Annotated in this window: 14 protein-coding genes and 1 pseudogene; 8 read left to right on the top strand and 7 right to left on the bottom strand. The window is 61.0% G+C overall.

What is annotated here, in order from left to right; all coding sequences use genetic code 11:
• The first annotated feature begins 132 nt into the window (after window positions 1–132).
• Genes ACLFKU_RS31485 through ACLFKU_RS31495 form a run of 3 tightly spaced genes read left to right on the top strand, consistent with a single transcriptional unit; the run spans window position 133 to window position 3,481 of the window.
• Window positions 133–399, top strand: a complete 267-nt coding sequence (locus tag ACLFKU_RS31485; protein ID WP_368587528.1) for a DUF2933 domain-containing protein — start codon at window positions 133–135, stop codon at window positions 397–399.
• Window positions 383–1,039 (top strand): methyltransferase family protein, encoded by a 657-nt coding sequence (locus ACLFKU_RS31490; protein ID WP_410851710.1) that lies wholly within the window; start codon window positions 383–385, stop codon window positions 1,037–1,039. The genes ACLFKU_RS31485 and ACLFKU_RS31490 overlap by 17 nt, the downstream gene beginning before the upstream one ends.
• 21 nt (window positions 1,040–1,060) lie before the next feature.
• A complete protein-coding gene (locus tag ACLFKU_RS31495; RefSeq protein ID WP_410851711.1) occupies window positions 1,061–3,481 on the top strand; it encodes a heavy metal translocating P-type ATPase in 2,421 nt (806 codons plus the stop codon).
• A gap of 332 nt (window positions 3,482–3,813) precedes the next feature.
• Here the strand turns inward: ACLFKU_RS31495 and ACLFKU_RS31500 are convergent, their stop codons facing one another.
• The 6 genes from ACLFKU_RS31500 to ACLFKU_RS31525 form a co-directional block, all read right to left on the bottom strand.
• A complete protein-coding gene (locus ACLFKU_RS31500; protein WP_410851712.1) occupies window positions 3,814–5,691 on the bottom strand; it encodes a sulfatase-like hydrolase/transferase in 1,878 nt (625 codons plus the stop codon).
• A gap of 501 nt (window positions 5,692–6,192) precedes the next feature.
• Window positions 6,193–7,260: a purine-nucleoside phosphorylase gene (locus ACLFKU_RS31505; RefSeq protein ID WP_410851713.1), complete on the bottom strand. Its 1,068-nt coding sequence runs from the start codon at window positions 7,258–7,260 to the stop codon at window positions 6,193–6,195.
• Between the two features lie 165 nt (window positions 7,261–7,425).
• Window positions 7,426–7,746: a transposase gene (locus ACLFKU_RS31510; RefSeq protein ID WP_410851714.1), complete on the bottom strand. Its 321-nt coding sequence runs from the start codon at window positions 7,744–7,746 to the stop codon at window positions 7,426–7,428.
• A gap of 229 nt (window positions 7,747–7,975) precedes the next feature.
• Window positions 7,976–8,122 carry a hypothetical protein gene (locus ACLFKU_RS31515; protein WP_410851715.1) on the bottom strand — a complete coding sequence of 49 codons (147 nt, stop codon included), beginning with the start codon at window positions 8,120–8,122 and terminating at the stop codon, window positions 7,976–7,978.
• Window positions 8,123–8,370: 248 nt separating this feature from the next.
• Window positions 8,371–8,565: a hypothetical protein gene (locus ACLFKU_RS31520; RefSeq protein WP_410851716.1), complete on the bottom strand. Its 195-nt coding sequence runs from the start codon at window positions 8,563–8,565 to the stop codon at window positions 8,371–8,373.
• Window positions 8,566–8,716: 151 nt separating this feature from the next.
• Window positions 8,717–9,844: a porin gene (locus ACLFKU_RS31525; protein ID WP_368586401.1), complete on the bottom strand. Its 1,128-nt coding sequence runs from the start codon at window positions 9,842–9,844 to the stop codon at window positions 8,717–8,719.
• Window positions 9,845–10,466: 622 nt separating this feature from the next.
• On the opposite strand from ACLFKU_RS31525, the pseudogene ACLFKU_RS31530 reads away from it, so the two are divergent.
• Window positions 10,467–10,748: pseudogene (locus tag ACLFKU_RS31530) on the top strand (DUF3579 domain-containing protein); the annotation flags it as partial.
• A 583-nt stretch (window positions 10,749–11,331) separates the two neighbouring features.
• A complete protein-coding gene (locus ACLFKU_RS31535; RefSeq protein WP_410851753.1) occupies window positions 11,332–12,690 on the top strand; it encodes a 2-hydroxycarboxylate transporter family protein in 1,359 nt (452 codons plus the stop codon).
• A gap of 92 nt (window positions 12,691–12,782) precedes the next feature.
• Here the strand turns inward: ACLFKU_RS31535 and ACLFKU_RS31540 are convergent, their stop codons facing one another.
• Window positions 12,783–13,271, bottom strand: coding sequence for an NUDIX domain-containing protein (locus ACLFKU_RS31540; RefSeq protein WP_410851717.1), 489 nt, complete (start codon window positions 13,269–13,271; stop codon window positions 12,783–12,785).
• 294 nt (window positions 13,272–13,565) lie between these two features.
• Here ACLFKU_RS31540 and ACLFKU_RS31545 point away from each other — a divergent pair, with 294 nt between their 5' ends.
• The 3 genes from ACLFKU_RS31545 to ACLFKU_RS31555 all read left to right on the top strand — a co-directional run bounded on the left by ACLFKU_RS31545 (window position 13,566) and on the right by ACLFKU_RS31555 (window position 16,873).
• Window positions 13,566–14,369 carry a gamma-glutamylcyclotransferase family protein gene (locus ACLFKU_RS31545; RefSeq protein WP_410851718.1) on the top strand — a complete coding sequence of 268 codons (804 nt, stop codon included), beginning with the start codon at window positions 13,566–13,568 and terminating at the stop codon, window positions 14,367–14,369.
• A 205-nt stretch (window positions 14,370–14,574) separates the two neighbouring features.
• On the top strand, window positions 14,575–15,903 hold the full coding sequence (locus tag ACLFKU_RS31550; protein WP_410851719.1) for an LLM class flavin-dependent oxidoreductase: 1,329 nt from the start codon (window positions 14,575–14,577) through the stop codon (window positions 15,901–15,903).
• A gap of 4 nt (window positions 15,904–15,907) precedes the next feature.
• Complete coding sequence (locus ACLFKU_RS31555) at window positions 15,908–16,873, top strand: aliphatic sulfonate ABC transporter substrate-binding protein (RefSeq protein ID WP_410851720.1); 966 nt, start codon at window positions 15,908–15,910, stop codon at window positions 16,871–16,873.
• The last annotated feature ends 101 nt before the right edge of the window (window positions 16,874–16,974 follow it).

The following is a 16,974-nucleotide window of genomic DNA, read 5'->3' on the forward strand; positions in this document are numbered from 1 at the left end:
CAGCTCGTCGGGGAACAGCTTCGGCGCCTTCGGGTTCTTGCTCTTCTTGGTCACTGTTGCTTCGGTCATAGGACGTTATTTCCGTTATCGTCTCATGACCTCGGCACACTAAAAATCTGACAGGCTCTGGAGATGACGATGAATGACGCCCCACGTACTTCGCGCCCCTTCCTGAAATCGCGCTCTGCCATTGCGTTGTTGGTGTTCGCGGCTATCTCCCTGTTCCTGCTGCTCTCTGAACATCGGGCGCATTTCCTCGGCGTGCTGCCGTACCTCTTACTTCTTGCCTGTCCACTGATGCATCTGTTCATGCATCACGGTCACGGACACAGGCACGCCGGTTCGACTAGAACCGAAGAAACGTCTGCGTCAGGAGGCAACCATGAGCAGCATGGATAACGGCTATGGTCTTTGGGGCCTTGTGCTCATCAACTCGCTCGTCTTTATCATTTTCGCCTTCAGCTTTTTCAAGCCTGCAACGAAACGGGACTGGCGCACGTTCGGGGGTTTCTCGGCTTTTATCATCGCGCTCTTCGCGGAAATGTATGGCTTTCCGCTCACCATTTACCTGTTCTCCGGGTGGTTCCAATCCCGGTTTCCGCAAACCGACCTGTTCGCGCACGATTCGGGGCACCTCTGGTGGATGATGACGGGCCGGCACGGCAATCCGCATTTCGGCCTTCCGCATCTGCTAAGCCTTGTCGTCGTCTTCGGCGGCTTTTATCTGTTGGCGAAGGCCTGGCACGTCCTATACGAGGCGCAACGCTCCGGTAAACTTGCGACTACCGGACCATACGCCAAGATTCGACATCCGCAGTACTTCGCTTTTATCGTCATCATGTTCGGGTTTCTCCTGCAGTGGCCGACGCTGGTGACGCTCGTGATGTTCCCGGTACTGGTATTCATGTATGTGAAGCTCGCGATGCAGGAGGAGCACGAAGCCGAAGAGCGGTTCGGCCAGCTGTGGAGAGACTATGCCGCGCGTACGCCGCGCTTCATTCCCAAACTATCGGGAAATGATGCTGTGCAGGTGCATTGAAGATTTCCAGGAGTGTTCAAGATGTCTGGCATGCATACCCATGTCCACGATGCTGTTGAATCCGTCGATGGACACGATGAACATGCTGTCGGCAAGGAAGGCTCAACCGAAGCCATTGACCCGGTATGCGGGATGAAGGTCACGACGGATTCGGCAAATCACCTGACCCACCGCGACCAGACATATCACTTCTGCAGCATCAAGTGCCTGGGGGCATTTGAGGCTGAACCGGACAGATACCTCCATCCGACGGAGAAGAAGAGCACTCCCGTCCGCGAGCCGGCTTCCGGTGTCATCTACACCTGCCCAATGCATCCGCAAATTCGTGCCTCGGCCCCGGGGGCATGTCCCATCTGCGGCATGGCCCTGGAGCCGGTTACCCCTGCGGCGACGGAAGAACGAAACGTCGAACTGGAATCGATGACGCGACGTTTCTGGGTCGGTCTCGCGCTGTCGATTCCGTTGCTTCTCATGACGATGGGCAGAATGGCCTTGCCCTTCGATATCGACGCAGCACTCGACCGCCTTTTCAGCGCGTGGCCCTTGCCGCACTGGATGCCGGCGTCATGGGCGCAGTGCGTCCAGGCGTTGCTTGCCACCCCTGTGGTGTTGTGGGGCGGCTGGCCATTTCTGCAACGCGGCTGGAAGTCGTTCATGACGTGGCAGCTCAACATGTTCAGCCTCATCGGACTGGGCGTAGCTGCGGCCTATGCATTCAGCGTATTTGCACTGTTCTTCCCCGGCGCGTTACCGCAGGCGTTCAGGCGAGGAAACGAACTGCCGCTGTATTTCGAAGCTGCCGCAGTAATCGTGACCCTTGTGCTGCTTGGGCAGGTACTTGAGCTTCGCGCGCGTTCGCGTACGTCGAGCGCCATCCGCGACCTGCTGCAGCTTGCACCGCACACGGCTGCCCGCGTCCGGCCCGACGGCACGGAAGAAAATGTGAGGCTCGAGGACGTCATCGTGGGCGACACCCTTCGCGTGAAGCCGGGTTCGAAGATACCGGTTGACGGGGTGGTGGTTGATGGGCGCTCAAGCGTCGATGAGTCAATGATTACGGGCGAACCGATTCCCGCCGAGAAGGTCACGGGTAGCAAGGTGACCGGCGCAACCGTCAACCAGACGGGAACGTTCCTGATGCGCGCAGAGAAGGTTGGCTCCGACACGCTGCTCGCGAGAATCGTGCAGATGGTGGCGGAGGCTGGACGCTCGCGTGCACCTATCCAGAAGCTTGCTGACCAGGTCTCTGGCTGGTTCGTGCTCGCGGTCATTGGCCTCGCCGCAGTGTCCTTTGCCGCCTGGTCGTTGGTCGGTCCCGCGCCCGCGCTGGGAAACGCACTGGTCGTCGCCATCAGTGTGCTTATCATCGCCTGTCCGTGCGCTCTCGGCTTGGCCACCCCGGTTTCCATCATCGTCGGGGTTGGACGTGGCGCTCGCGAAGGCGTGCTCATCAAGGACGCGGAAGCTCTCGAGTTGATGGAGAAGGTCGACACCGTCGTAATCGACAAAACCGGTACCCTTACGGAGGGCAAACCGCGTGTACAGACTGTCGTTGCGCAGAGTGGCCGGTCAGAATCTCTGGTTCTTGGTTACGCCGCAAGTCTCGAAGGTGCGAGCGAACACCCCCTCGCTCAGGCCATCATCATGCACGCGAAAGAAGCTGGAACAGGGACGAATCACGTAGAGGCTTTCGACTCCGTACCCGGCAAAGGCGTGACCGGAAAAATCGAAGGGCACACGGTATCGCTGGGCAATGCGCGCCTGATGGAAGCGATGAAAATCAGCTGCTCGTCGGTCGAAGAAGATACCGACAAGCTGCGCGAGGCCGGGCAAACGGTCATGTATGTCGCGATAGACGGCGAACTTGCCGGCTACATCGGGGTAGCGGACCCCGTGAAAGGCACGACACCTGACGCGGTGCGGCTGTTAAAAGCGTCCGGCGTGCGGATTGTCATGCTCACCGGCGACAATCCCGTCACCGCAAACGCCGTGGCAAGGACGCTCGCCCTTGATGGCGTCAAGGCTGGCGTGCTGCCTGAAGACAAGTACAAGCATGTGCAGGAGCTTCAGGCCCAGGGGCACGTCGTCGCCATGGCCGGTGACGGCGTGAACGACGCGCCTGCGCTTGCTCAGGCGAATGTTGGAATCGCAATGGGAACCGGAACAGATGTCGCCATGAACAGCGCCCGGGTCGTTCTCGTCAAGGGAGACCTGCGTGGCATCGCGCGAGCGCGCGCATTGAGCGTCGCAACGATGAGGAACATTCGCCAGAACCTCTTCTTCGCGTTCGCGTACAACGCGGTGGGGATTCCAGTGGCAGCCGGTGTGCTTTATCCGTGGCTTGGTATTGTGCTCAGTCCAATTATCGCCAGTGCCGCGATGGCGTTGAGTTCGGTCTCTGTCATCGGTAACGCGCTGCGGTTACGGACCGCCCGGACGTAACGCGCGACCCTTGCGCCGCTCTGTTCGAACGTTTCCTGCTCCCAGGGTTACATACCGTGAACGCAAAGCGCCGGACATCGCATCGGGCTCTTTGCGCGTGGCTACTCGCGGCCGTCGGCGCTGCCACAATCACCATGGGCATCTATTTAATATTCGTACGGCCGCCCTTGCTACCGGAAGACCTTCAATACCTGGGGACGTCAAGTGAGCGTTTGCTGGCGACGGCGCACTCACCGTGACGAAGCTGCAGAAGCGGTGAGCGTTTCAGTGGGGGTGTCAGCGACGCGCGACTGGCCGCCGCCGATCCTACGGTGACCAGCCTCGCCCCGACTTCAGATATCGCCGATCGACAGTGGCAATTGCGGTTCGCTCACGCCCCCGGCATTGATCAACCTGACGTAGCTCACATATCTCGCCTCAGCGAGCGTCTGGGCAGCCACCAAGCCCCCGGGCAGCGGCGCCCTCAACTCGTTAGGCAAAATGTCCGCCAGCAGCAGTTGATAGAGCACTCGGGCCGCTGGAGCGCGGTAACGGTTATCGAGTTCCAGTTGTCCTGCCGTCGTCGCATAGTCGTAGTACTCGAGTTGGCTTCGGCCCGAGATGGTCGTCGACTCCGGTGCCCAGAACGAATAGGTGCCAAGCTTGTTCACCTGAGTGCGTACACCGATGATATGCGTAGGCGTACTCGACGCGTTTGGTATGTACGACTCAGGCAGTGTTTCGTCGGTCGTGAAGGTGACATAGGGCCGACCGGCTGCCGAATCGCTTTTCAGCATCGGAAGAAGATCATGCCTGCCGCCGTACAACTGCGCGTAGTCGCCCGTTAGCCAATTGCGGTTGCCGCCGTTGCCTATCGTCACCAGCATCGGAAGAATATCGACTGAAGAAGTCAGGCCGTCGCGGATCTTGTCGACATCGCCCGCATACTGTCCCGTAGGATCAACCACGATCAACGGGACGTTGTACGCCTCTTCGTAGCAAGTCGAGGTCTTGCCGGACACCATACCGTGCGCGCCAGCGTATTCGCCATGGTCGGACGTCAGGATAATGATCGTGTTGCGCGCGACATCGTGAGGCAGAGAATGGACGATCTCACCAATCCGTTCGTCGACGTCTGTCAGTATCTGCGTGTACGACTCGAGGCTACGCTTCCAGTAACTGAATGGCGATTTGCCGATCCCTTTAGTCACGCCCTGGATCGGCACAGGATATTCCGTGATGACGAAGTCAGCGCTATCCGGATCATCCTGGACACCACCCCATATAGCCTCCTGGATCATTCTGTTGAACGCCTGCGCTGCCGGCTTGGTGCGCTGGATGCGATCCGCCGACTCCCAGTTCGGCGGGACCGCCGCGTACGCCAGCGTCGGTGGATTCTTGAGCGGATTGGTATTCCAATCGTAGTTCGGCGGCCCTACCGTGTAGTCCCGCCATTGCTGATATCCGTTGGGGTTGTAGTTCGAGTTCGCGAAATAATCATGGTAAGTCTGGAATTCCGTTCCCGCCGGGAAGAACTCTTTGTCGTGAGGGTTCACGAGGCCTACCGTCAAACACCAGGGTGCTTCGTTCGGCTTACGCTGGCCGAGCCACGCTACCGCCTGATTGGCGATGTACTCGTCGCTGTAGTACAGGTTGGGAATATCGCCGACCGTGCCCTGCAGGTTGCTGCCAGTTGGATCAGGGAAAGTCATCGCCTGAAATCCGTACTCCTGAAGCTCGCGCTGCCCCTGGACGGTGACCGACAGATGCCATTTCCCGATGTAGGGCGTCGAATAACCGAGGTTGCGTAGCAGCTTGCCATAAGTCGGAAACGCCCGGCTGAGCGTTGGTTGAAGCGAACCTTTACTTGACGGGTTGTCGAAGATAGTCGTCAGCACCCAGGTTTGCTGCGAATAAAGACCAGTGACCAAAGTGCCACGTGCTGGCGTACATGCGGAGGCGGCCGTGTAGTGTCCGGAGAACTTAACGCCCTTTCTCCACAGGGAATGCGTTTGAGGCATGAAATGCCTGAGGAAGTCGCCCGGACTGTTGATTCCCGCCGGGAACACGCGCGGGTAGCGCATCTCGTCGAGCAGAATGAACAGAATGTTGGGGGTTCCCTTGTGCGCGGCGTCGCCCGTGGCCGACCCGGACGCGCCAAGCGCAAGCTTTGGCGTAGTCAGTGCAGCGCCAATCGCCGATGTCTTCTTGATAAATTCGCGACGATCCATAATCGTTTCTCCATGTTAGATAGAACGACGAAGGCATCTGCCCTGTCGCGTTGCAGCGCAGTGGAGGCGATTCAATCAGCGTGGATTTATATGAAGAGACCTCTGCTCGGTCTCCTCTGGATTGTCAGGTAAAGGGTATGCGCGGTCCGCTTTTCTGAATTGATGTTTTCAGACCTGAGCCGGCAAGGAGAGGATGCGGGGAAGGCTGTGCGTTTGATGCTAGTTTCTTCTGCTGGCGACGGAAGAGAAAACGTCGAGATATGTGCGGTAGCGCACATTGTTCTGTCCGGACGAGAACGTCGCAGCGGAATCAACTTTGCATTCCAGCCTGACTTGTAGATTACAACTGGTAAGCAATGGGTCCGGCCATACGCTCGATCCAGAATCCTTGCAGAACGGTTCTGCATGCCGAGCACGTAGCCGCGCGCCAGCCCATCACAACGGTCGACAGAATCGCTGTACAGACCGGCACGCGCTCCGCTTCACCACGCCGCAGACCCGCTACCGCCGCGGTACGCCGTCGCGCCACTCGCCCCAACGCGTGACGATGTCCTGCACGAGCGGATTGCCCGTCAGGAACAGATTGTTGATCGCGATCGTGAAGCCGCCCTGTGACGCGTAGTTGAGCAGATTGTCCGCACTCGACTGGCCCGCGTAAGGCCGATCGAAGTCCGAGCCGGCGCGCAGAACCGCTACACGTTCCAGGTCAACGCGATGCGCGCTCGCCGCGCGCGTCAACGCCTCGAAAGTGGCGTTGTCTTCCTGCTGCGTGGTGCAATAGGTGCCCTTGCCGTCGGTCAGGATTTTCGTCCATTGCCGCGCGCGCTCGCCGAGCTCGGTGCCCGACCACCAGGTGTCGCCCGCCAGCGTGTCGCACTGGATCACTGTGGGCGGACGGTTCGCGGGCGCATAGTTGTATTTGGCGCGGGCAGCCTGCGCCTGTGCGTCGTCGCTGAGCGTCACGTTGCGCGACAGCGCGAATGCCGCATTCGAAAGCGCCCGATTGAGCTGGAACACTTCGGTGCGATAGTCGAGCGGCGGCTTCTGCGTCGGGCCCGTCGTGTTGATGCCGAGATAGCCGGTGTCCCAGCCCGGCGGAATTTCGCGCCCGTCGATTTCCCATTGAATCCCGAAGTCGACGAGCCAATTGGCCCACGCAGCGGAACCGACGGTCCCTTGCAGCGGATCGATACCTGCGATGCCCGCCACCATGAAGTACGTATGACGCAAGTCGAAACGCGGCGAGAACGTCAGCGCCATGATCGACGCGGCGGCATTCGCGTGCCCCATGCCCGTCGTCATCACGCACACCTCCTGGCGATTGCAGTGCACTGCCGGATAGTCAGGAGACAGACCCGCGACGGGGATGTCCTGCCACGGTCCGAGATGATCGAGCCACACCTGGCCTTCCGGACCGAACATCGAGACGATCATCACCTTGACCGGACGGCCATGCGACGCGCCATCGTCCAGCGCGAAGCCGTCGTCGGTATGCGCGATGGCCGGTGAAACTGCTGCGCCTGCCAGCAGCAACGATGAAATTGCAGCACCAAAAGCACGATTTAGCATAAGAGGTCACACCCGATATGTAAGAACTGCGGTTCCAAAACGTGGATCGCGTGCCGTGTTCTCGACCGATGTCGTGGCTTCTTGTCGGCGTGCAGCGTGGGACCTGGGCGTGAGCCGTTCAGGTGGCTATCAGTATAAGCAGAGAAAGAGATGAATTGGCAAGCGTTAGCGGAAATCGATGCACAGTCCGAGAATGGCCTCCACCTGTTGCAAAGTCCCATCACGCCGCCATTGCAGGCACTTTATGTAGCAGGTCCCTGCTGGTGGCATCTCGGGCGGCAAATTGGCCCACGTCTTTTGGTGGGTCGAGACCCATAGTATCGCGTTCAATATTTCGCGCGGATGCCTTGGTGTTTTTCCAAACCGCCTTGCTTCATCGAACCGGAAGAGGCTGGCGATACGGGCCCAGTCCGTGTCGCTCAGTGGTATGAATGCGGGCATATCATTCAATCGTCTTCTCTGCCGAGGGCTCCAATTCGGTTCCATCAAATATTGATCGCATCATCGACTTGCTTTTTCGGAATCGCGTGGGACGTACCAGTTCCTCTGCTACGGCGTGCTCATGCCAACGGCTCATGCAACCACGGAGTTGTATCTCACCCTCCGCGGTTCCACCATTGCCTCCGCAGCTTGCGCGAAAACATCGTAGGCAGCCGTAAATCCGACTTCCATCGGTGCCGGAGGATTCTGCCGTCGGAAATGGCTGGCTTGCCTGTCAGGATTTCCTTCGCTCGACGCGGCGATCGCCGACCGGCTCGAAGACTATTTCAAGGCGGCGGCACTGACGCCAGCCGAACCCACGATTGGGTTTCCCGGCCTCGAGCATCGACAGGCAAGCGCCGAGATCGGCAGTGCTCGTCATCACTGCGTTCGATGCGGGACATCGTCGGGGAACGGATACGGTGCGTGAGGACCCGGCCACTCTGGCGCGGGCGGTCCGCTCAACGCATTGCAACCACTTAAGCCAAAGAGAACCATCCCGGCAAGCAAACCGGTCGCAATGCGACGCAGCATCGCTCGAGTGTCCATGTTGCACCTCCACGCACGTCACTGTCATGCGGTTGGATTTTCAATTGCCTCACAGGTTGCGCTGCGATGGCTTGCGCATCGTCATGCGCACGCGGGCGAAAGTGTGGCAAACAGCTCCGGCCCCTCCCCGGTTGGCTGGCTGCAAGACGCGCGCGGTTCGCTCATCCGGAACACCGCGACCGCGCCGTCGAGCGCGCCCGCCTGCTCCTCCAACGACGCCGCCGCAGCAGCAGTCTGCTCGACGAGCGCGGCATTCTGCTGGGTCGCCTTGTCCATGTGCGTGACCGCGCGGCTGATCTGCTCGAGTCGTATTGCGGAACATGCCTCTCCCTCGCGTGCTGAAATGAAAAAGCGGCCGCGGATAAGTCCGCGACCGCGAGCGGGAGAACATTGTTGAAGCGGCTGCGCTGCGAGGCCGTGTTCCCGATCAGAATCGGGTCCGCACACCCGTGGTCAGTTCGAGCTGGTTGGTCGCGCCGAACGTGCTGCCGACCGTATAGCCGCCATGCAACCTCATATAGTCGCCGGCCAGATACACTTCAGTGCGCTTGGACAGGTGATAGAACGCCGACCAGTACAGGGTTTCCTTGTAACCGTTGTGCAAGCCCGAGGTCGGATCGAAGGCGCCGATGTTCGCGTTCGGAATGTCGCCGTCGGCGTTGTACGCGGCATTCTTCACCCGCATCTGCTGATAGCCGAGCTGGTAATCGAGCGGCCCCTTCGGCGACAGCTTGAGCGACACGGTCCAGGCATTATCCTGACGCTGACCCAGCGCGCCCTGATTGCCGAGGTAACGGAAGTAGCCGGCGTTGGCGCGCAGAATACCGAACGTATAGTTGCCGCCGACCGAGAACGACTGGTTCGTGTTGCCCTCGCGGTTCACGTGGCTATAGAAGCCCGACACATTGAACGGGCCGCCGTTATAGCCCAGCGCAACCTGATAATTCGCGTTGGTGCCGAAACTCGTCTGGTTGCCGAACGCGTAACCCGCACTCGCGAAGATGCCATTGCTGAACAGCTTCTTCCACGCGACGCCGTTTTCATAACGCGTCCCGGTCGCGCTTGCCGCGTAGAAAATCATCTGCTTGAAGTTGTTGGCGTTGGTCCAGCCGCCCTCTTCCGTCGTCAGCCGCGCATTGCCGTACGGATCGCCATAGATCGCCGCCGCATCGCGCGCGATGGTGTTCTGAAAGCCTGCGGTAATTTTGCCGAACGTGTCGTTCTCGATACCGACCCACGCATCGCGGTCAAAGAGCTGACCAGGATCTTCCATCTGACCGTTGGCGACAACGTATTCGCTCTCCAGTCGGAAGATGATCTTCGAACCGCCGCCAATGTCTTCGGCGCCCCTCAGGCCCCAGCGGCTGCCGCTAAACCACGGCTCGCCCCCAATGCCCATGCCGATGACGTGATTCCCGTTGGCATCCGCGTGGGACTGGTAAGTCGGCACGCTCAGATCCATCAGCCCGTAAAGTTGCACGCTCGACTGCGCGTGCGCGCCGCTCGCCCCGAGTGCGCTGACCGCGACCGCCAGCGAAAGATATTTCGTCTTCAAGATGTCTCCTCAAACTACTGCGTTGAAATTGTGTTTTCCCTGCGCACGGTTGCGTCCGTCTCAAGGTCCCTGCAACCGGTTCGGTATGCGAATGTCGGCGATGCTAGTTATCCCAATCCTTCACGCTCCTTTCCCGTGTCATTTATGCAACTCAGTGGCTCTACTGATATACGCGACGACGCTTGAACCAATTATTCCCAGTCCTGTTTCGAGATGACGAACTCGTTCGTATACGGCAATGACGAAACACGCTTAACTTCGCTTGCATCGATGGCGGGATTGTCGGAGCGCCGACCCTTCCCCCGGCTTTCACGGCCAGGAGCTGCATTTAGGGGATTTCCATGAAACGGCCTGCGTATCCGCGCAAGCACGACAGCGTTGCAATCAGCAAGACTCCGCGTAGACGACAAATTCAGTGGCCACCGGATTGGCTCATGGAAAACCCCCATCGGAACGTGCCATGGCTGAAAGCGTTCAGAAGGTTCCGCGCTCCTAGAATTGCAGCATCGATCGCGGTGATCCCATCGTGCTTTCAATGCCGGAACGCGATGCTGGACGAGCCCACGCAATCACAATGCTCACCCCTGTTACCTGACGACGCGCATGCCGCGATAGCCGCAACATGACTAACGATGGCATCGAACACCACCTGATTCGCGGTGTGACGTCGCAGTGCAAGCTCTTCCGGCCAGGCGACTGGGCCGAGCGCCTTGCGGGAGTCGTTGCACTGTTCGTAGGCGAACGCTGCGCAGGCAACCCTATAGCCAGCACACGGCTTGCGATGCCGGTTGTGGAGCAGGACATCAAATGCCTACGCATCTCGAACGAACTGCGACGTATCTGTCCGGACGGATTTGATTTTGTGATGCGCTTCGCGAGCGACAACGACCTGAGTGTCGATATCTGCCGCGCGCTCGACGATAAGCCCGGACGAGATCCGCAACCTGAGCGGCAGACAAACGGAAGCAAGGTAGAGGATCGAATGAATGAGTTGGCGGTTCCAACTGCCGCTACCGTCGCTACAGAGTCAAGCGGCTGATGCGACCGCCAGGAGAAGGCTGATGGAGACACTCACTGGAGTACGTTACACCTACGCGTGTGCAGCATGCGGATACCACGGGAGCGTAGTTCGTCCGGACACGTCACATGCGAGAAAGCTGGCCATTTGCGCGCGGTGCGACGGACAGGTGTGGCTCAGCGTTGATGACGCAACCGCCCGGGAGCAAGTTTCAGAAGTCTTTTCGGCGCGAAGACTATCGGCACACCCAAGACGCGGATGATGCAGAAGCTCTGCATCGCAAACAATTCCGAGTTGATCCGTTGTTCGATCCGGCATCGCGTAATGCCCGGGTAAGCGCGCGGGCGCCTTTTAGCCCGGGGCGATTTGTCATTCCGGTTCCGTTCACTCATCGGATACCACTTCGACTGTATCGAAACGCGAGGCCGGCATACATTGCCGGCGCCAAATCAAGGAGTCTATTTTGTCCATCACCTCACCTACGCCGAAGCATTCACCGGCGGCGGCCGCGCAGCGGTCCGACAATGCCACCCGATTCTGGCCCGAAGGCTGGTGGAAGCTGATGGAATACAGAATCGGCATCATCCCGCTGCCGGTTTATTTCATTCTGCTCGCGCTAATCACCGGATTCGCGGTGACGGGCAAGATCCCGGGCGAGATCTCGATGGCGATCGCCGTGCTGGCGTTCTTCGGCTTCACCTGCGCGGAACTTGGCAAGCGCCTGCCGCTTCTGCGCAATATCGGCGCGGCCGCGATCTGCGCGACGTTCGTGCCTTCCGCACTGACTTACTATCACCTGTTGCCCAAGCCAATTCTCGGCCTCACGACCGAGTTCACGAAGCAGAGCAATTTCCTTTATCTGTTCATCGCGTCGATCATCGTCGGCAGTATTCTCAGCATGGACCGGCGTGTGCTGATCAAGGGCTTTCTCAAGATCTTCGTACCGCTCGCGCTGGGTTCGCTGGCCGCATGCGTGGTTGGTGTCGCGGTTGGCTCGGCATTCGGACTCGGCGTGCGTCATACGCTGCTGTATATCGTCGTGCCGATCATGGCGGGGGGTGTCGGTGAAGGCGCCATTCCGCTGTCGGTCGGCTATTCGGAAATCATGCATCTGCCGCAGGGAGAGCTGTTTGCACAAGTGTTGCCCCCGGTGATGCTCGGCAGCCTCACCGCCATCGTGCTCGCCGGCGCGCTAGACATGCTCGGCAAGCGCTTTCCCCATCTCACCGGCGAGGGCCGCCTGCAACCCGGAGAGACAGATGAAATGGACCCTGAAGAGGAGGAGATTCGCGGTCATATCGACGTGACGCATATCGCGGCGGCCGGCATCACGGCGATCACGCTGTACCTGCTTGGCTTGATGTGCCGCAACCTCTTCGGTCTGCCCGCGCCGGTTGCAATGCTGTTCCTCGCGGTGCTGGTCAAGGTGGCGCGCGCGGTCTCGCCGCAGTTGCAGGAAGGCGCATTCGTCGTCTACAAGTTCTTTTCGACCGCGGTGACGTATCCGCTGCTGTTCGCGATCGGCGTCGCCATGACCCCATGGGACAAGTTGATCGCTGCGTTCACGTTGGCCAATATCGTGACGATCGTCGCGACCGTGGCAACACTGATGGGCACCGGCTTCCTGGTTGCGCGCCGGCTCAAGCTCTACCCGATCGATACGGCGATCGTGAATGCATGCCATAGCGGCCAGGGCGGCACAGGCGACGTCGCGATCCTGACCGCGGCGAACCGGATGCAACTGATGCCCTTCGCGCAGATCGCCACGCGAATCGGCGGCGCTATCGTCGTCACGCTGACGCTGATCGTGCTCGCGCATATCGGATGACGCGTTATTGGTCATGGCTGCGCGATGGTCGCGCAACGCGCATCGCGCAGCGTCGCGCAGACTAGAACGGTCATGGAAAACTAACGGCTCGACTAGCCGCGCACATCCCTGCCGAGATACGCGGCGACCGCGCCTGTCACCGCGAAGCCAGGCAATTCCTGCGGCGACGCCAGATGCGCGGCGACGATCTCGCGATGATCCAGCCGCAGTTCCGGTAGGTGATCAACGCGCATTTCGAAGAAATGCACCCGGTCCCTTCGCCCGTCCCACTCGCCGGCCACGCTGCCTGCCGGGACTAACGGGTGAAACGCAAGCCCGATCTCCTCGGCCATCTCGCGCAGCGCCGCGGCGGCAGGTGTCTCTCCGGCCCGGACGCTGCCGCCCGGGAACCCCCATTCGGCCCGGTACGATGACTTCAGCAGCAACAGCGACTGACCGACATAGATAGCGACTAGCGCGCCCTCATGGCGAGGCCGCCGCAAGTGCCACCACGCGCGGGCGAGCGGAAATCCGACGCGAAACGCGATGCGCCACGCAGAGTCGATCAGCGCAGTGAGCCGCGTGCGCTCAAAGTTCGGCATCGGGCCCGTCCTTTCCTGTCATTGTCAAAAGATCTTCGGATTGTACGTGCCGGCTCGCACAAGACGCTTTCGACTTAGAATCGCTGCGTGCGTCGGTCCAGCCGCCAGATTCGATTTCAGTTGGCTCGGAAAACCAGCGCGTCGTCGACTTCGATGCCGCGGCACTCGTTTATGCTTCACACCTGGTGATGGCCTATAAAGCGTTGGGCGACCCTGAGGCCTGGCGCGCGCGTTTGCCGGGGCCGTCGGGCTGAAGCGATCATCTGCGGTAACCCATTGGACGGAGATATGACGATGTCGGCGATGGCAAAGCTTCGAGGATTCGTTGTAGCACTAGCGCTGCTTGGCTCGGCAGCGCACGCGCAGAACACCGACTTCTGGGGAACGCGTCTTCCCGATCAGCCGACCCAGTTCATTTTCGGCTACGGATCGCTCATCAACACGCCATCGCGCGCCGCCACGGCCGGCAAGCCGGTTGCGGCGATTCCGGTGCGCGTGTCGGCGGCGTTCGGCTATGTGCGCAGCTGGAGCGACCGCGCAACCTCCGGGTTCACGGCGCTCGGCCTGCGGCGTCCGTTCGACGGCGAGACGCCGATGACGATCAATGGAGTGATTTATCCCGTTGCCGGCAACGACATGTCCGCGTTCGACGAACGCGAGAAGGGGTACGTGCGCGTCGAGGTGCCGCGGGCGCTTATCGAGGCGGTGTCGTGGCAGCCGCTGCCGACGCAGGGAACCGTCTGGGTCTACGTGCCGAAGGCCGAGGGCAAAGCGCCGGGAGAAGGGCTTCCGGTGCCTGACGCGAAATTCCCGCTCGTCGAGTCGTATATCGATGTTGTTATCGAGGGCGCGCTCGAGTACGGGCCGCAATTCGCGCGCGAGGTCATCGAGACGACCCGGGACTGGAGTCCCTACTGGCTGGACGATCGCACGCTCGCACGCCGGCCATGGGTGTTCAACAAACAATATGCGCAGGTCGATGCACTGCTCGCGACCTCGGCACCGTGCTTCGCGCAGCGGGCGTTCTCCGAGGACTATGCCGCCGCGATCGCCAAACGCAAAAGCCCTGTGTGCAGTCTGGTGAATCACGGTCGCTAGACCGGGCGCCGCAATCCGGGCATCAATGCGTCCAAATAGATGAAACACAAAGCGTTGCCAGCACAGCGCGAGCGTTCCGCCCGCATCGCGGCGCGCCTTGATATCGATATATGACTTCGTTCGTTTGAGCCGCCGGCGAGCGGCAATAGAATGAGTCGCTCCATCATCGTCGCGTCCCTGCGCACACGCAGGACCAAGCTCGCCCATGCCCCGCCCCATCCATCTGAATCTGTTCATTCACGGCCGCGGTCATCACGAAGCGGGTTGGCGGCATCCGGGCGCGACGCGTAAGGCGCTGACCGACATCACCTATTTCGCCGACCTTGCGAAGCGCGCCGAGGCGGGCTGCTTCGATTCGATCTTCTTCGCCGATGCCCTCGAACTCGGCGACGGTGCGCGCTACGTCGCGAGCGGCGCACTCGAGCCGATCACGGCACTTGCCGCGCTCGCGCGCGAAACGACCCGCATCGGCCTGATTGCGACGGCATCGACGACATACACGGAGCCGTTCAATCTGGCGCGCCAGTTTGCGTCGCTCGATCATATTTCGGGCGGGCGCATTGGCTGGAACATCGTCACGTCGTGGGTCGGAGGCGCCGGCCCGAATTTCGGCTACGAGCGCGCGCCCGAGCATGCCGAGCGCTACGCGCGCGCCGACGAATACGTGGGCGTCGTCAAGGCGCTGTGGGACAGCTGGGCCGACGACGCGATCATCGACGACCCGCAAACCGGACGCTTCCTCGATCGGGAACGGGTGCGGCGCATCGACTGGAAAGGCAGTTTTTATCGCGTCGCCGGTCCGCTCAATCTGCCGCGCCCGCCGCAAGGACGGCCGGTGCTCGTGCAGGCGGGCTCGTCGGCGACGGGTAAGGCGTTTGCCGCCCGTCACGCGGAAGCGGTCTTCACCGCGCATCTGAGCAAGGCATCAGCGGCGGATTTCTACACCGAACTCAAGCAAGGCGCGATTGCCGCCGGCCGACGTGCGGACGACATCGTGATCCTTCCCGGTCTGAGCGCGGCGATTGGCCCGACCGATGCGCAAGGTCACACGCTGCTCGAAGAACTCAATGCGCTCACCGATATCGAAGTCGGCCTGAGCCGTTTGTCGAACCGCTTCGGCGGGTACGACTTCTCCGCATTGCCGCTCGATCAGCCGCTCTCTCGCGACGACTTTCCCGACCCTGCGACGGTGCAGGCCGCGCAAAGCCGCGCCGCCGTCATCACCGATCTCGTCGCGCGCGAACGGCCGACGCTGCGCGGACTGCTGCGCCAGCTCGCCGGTGCGCGCGGCCACTTCACGGTGGCGGGTTCGCCGGAGCGCATCGCGGACGTCATCGAAGACTGGATCGAGGGCCGCGCGGCCGATGGCTTCAACGTCATGCCGCCCGTGCTGCCGGCACAGCTCGATATCTTCGTCGATCACGTCGTGCCGATCCTGCAAAAGCGCGGGCTGTTCCGACGCGAGTACGAAGCCGATACGCTGCGCGGCCATTACGGACTCGGCCGGCCCGCCAACCCGTATTTCCAGAACTGAAACCATGCGTCCACTCCGCGGCTTGTGGTGGCGAACGTTCGCGGCGTTCGTCGTCTGTTTTGGCTGTCAGGTCCCGGCTCACGCCGACCCCGCCTGGCCCGCGACCATCAACATCGGCATCCAGAAAGGCGATCCGCTCGTCGCGTTGCGTGCATCCGGCGAACTCGAAAAGGCTTTTGCGCAACACGGTGTCGCGGTCAAGTGGATGGAGTTCGTCTATGGCGCGCCGCTCGTCGAAGCGATCAACACCGGTGACGTCGACGTCGGCGCGGTAGGCGCGACGCCGCCTATCCTCGCGCAGGCGGGCGCCGCGCCGGGCGTTGTCTACGTCGCGTCCGCGCCGCGCATGCAAAAGAGCTACGGGCTGATCGTGCCGGCGAATTCGCCCGCGCGGCGGCTCGAAGATCTTAAGGGCAAGAAGATCGCGTTCGCGAAGGGCTCGCAAGGACATCTGTTCGTGCTGAAGGCGCTCGCCGACGCCGGACTGCCGGCGTCGGCGGTGCAGTTCGTCTATCTGAACTACAGCGACGCGCGCGCCGCGTTCGAGCGCGGCTTCATCGATGCGTGGGCGGTGCCGGACCCGCGCTATGCCGATACCGAACTCGCGACGGGCGCGCGCACGATTCTGTCGATCGGGCAATTGTCGGTGCCGCAGTACGGCTTCTACATCGGCTCGCGCGAGTACGCGCAGCGTTATCCCGCCGCGTTGCGTCTGCTGTTCGATGTGCTCGACCGGCAAACGGCGCTTGAACTGGCGCATCCCGCGCAGACGGCGCAGTTCCTGTCGCAGAACACGGGTGTTCGCCTGGAAATCTGGACGCGGGCGCTGCCGCGGCTCGAATGGGGCGTCCACTATCCGCTCACCGACGAAGTCGTCAAGGCTCAGCAGGACTGCGCCGATCTCGCTTATCGGGAGCATGTGATCCCGCGCAAAATCGATGTACGCGAAGCCATCGTCGATATCCGGTAGATCTCGATCCGCCATGTCGATATCCGCCTTCCGCCCGATCTGTCGCGACTTCCCGAACGGATCTCGATAGCCTTTCAGGCATCGCAAGCGCGGCTGACGGA

Origin of the sequence: Paraburkholderia sp. EG304, from assembly GCF_046543485.1 — a bacterium.
Lineage (GTDB): Bacteria > Pseudomonadota > Gammaproteobacteria > Burkholderiales > Burkholderiaceae > Paraburkholderia > Paraburkholderia youngii.

Excerpts from the sequence above, each read along its gene's own strand:
- ACLFKU_RS31520 (WP_410851716.1), bottom strand. The coding sequence starts at position 8,565 with ATGGACAAGGCGACCCAGCAGAATGCCGCGCTCGTCGAGCAGACTGCT.
- ACLFKU_RS31500 (WP_410851712.1), bottom strand. The coding sequence starts at position 5,691 with ATGGATCGTCGCGAATTTATCAAGAAGACATCGGCGATTGGCGCTGCA.
- ACLFKU_RS31545 (WP_410851718.1), top strand. The coding sequence starts at position 13,566 with ATGTCGGCGATGGCAAAGCTTCGAGGATTCGTTGTAGCACTAGCGCTG.
- ACLFKU_RS31495 (WP_410851711.1), top strand. The coding sequence starts at position 1,061 with ATGTCTGGCATGCATACCCATGTCCACGATGCTGTTGAATCCGTCGAT.
- ACLFKU_RS31515 (WP_410851715.1), bottom strand. The coding sequence starts at position 8,122 with ATGACGAGCACTGCCGATCTCGGCGCTTGCCTGTCGATGCTCGAGGCC.
- ACLFKU_RS31505 (WP_410851713.1), bottom strand. The coding sequence starts at position 7,260 with ATGCTAAATCGTGCTTTTGGTGCTGCAATTTCATCGTTGCTGCTGGCA.
- ACLFKU_RS31510 (WP_410851714.1), bottom strand. The coding sequence starts at position 7,746 with ATGGAACCGAATTGGAGCCCTCGGCAGAGAAGACGATTGAATGATATG.
- ACLFKU_RS31485 (WP_368587528.1), top strand. The coding sequence starts at position 133 with ATGACGATGAATGACGCCCCACGTACTTCGCGCCCCTTCCTGAAATCG.
- ACLFKU_RS31540 (WP_410851717.1), bottom strand. The coding sequence starts at position 13,271 with ATGCCGAACTTTGAGCGCACGCGGCTCACTGCGCTGATCGACTCTGCG.
- ACLFKU_RS31555 (WP_410851720.1), top strand. The coding sequence starts at position 15,908 with ATGCGTCCACTCCGCGGCTTGTGGTGGCGAACGTTCGCGGCGTTCGTC.
- ACLFKU_RS31550 (WP_410851719.1), top strand. The coding sequence starts at position 14,575 with ATGCCCCGCCCCATCCATCTGAATCTGTTCATTCACGGCCGCGGTCAT.
- ACLFKU_RS31490 (WP_410851710.1), top strand. The coding sequence starts at position 383 with ATGAGCAGCATGGATAACGGCTATGGTCTTTGGGGCCTTGTGCTCATC.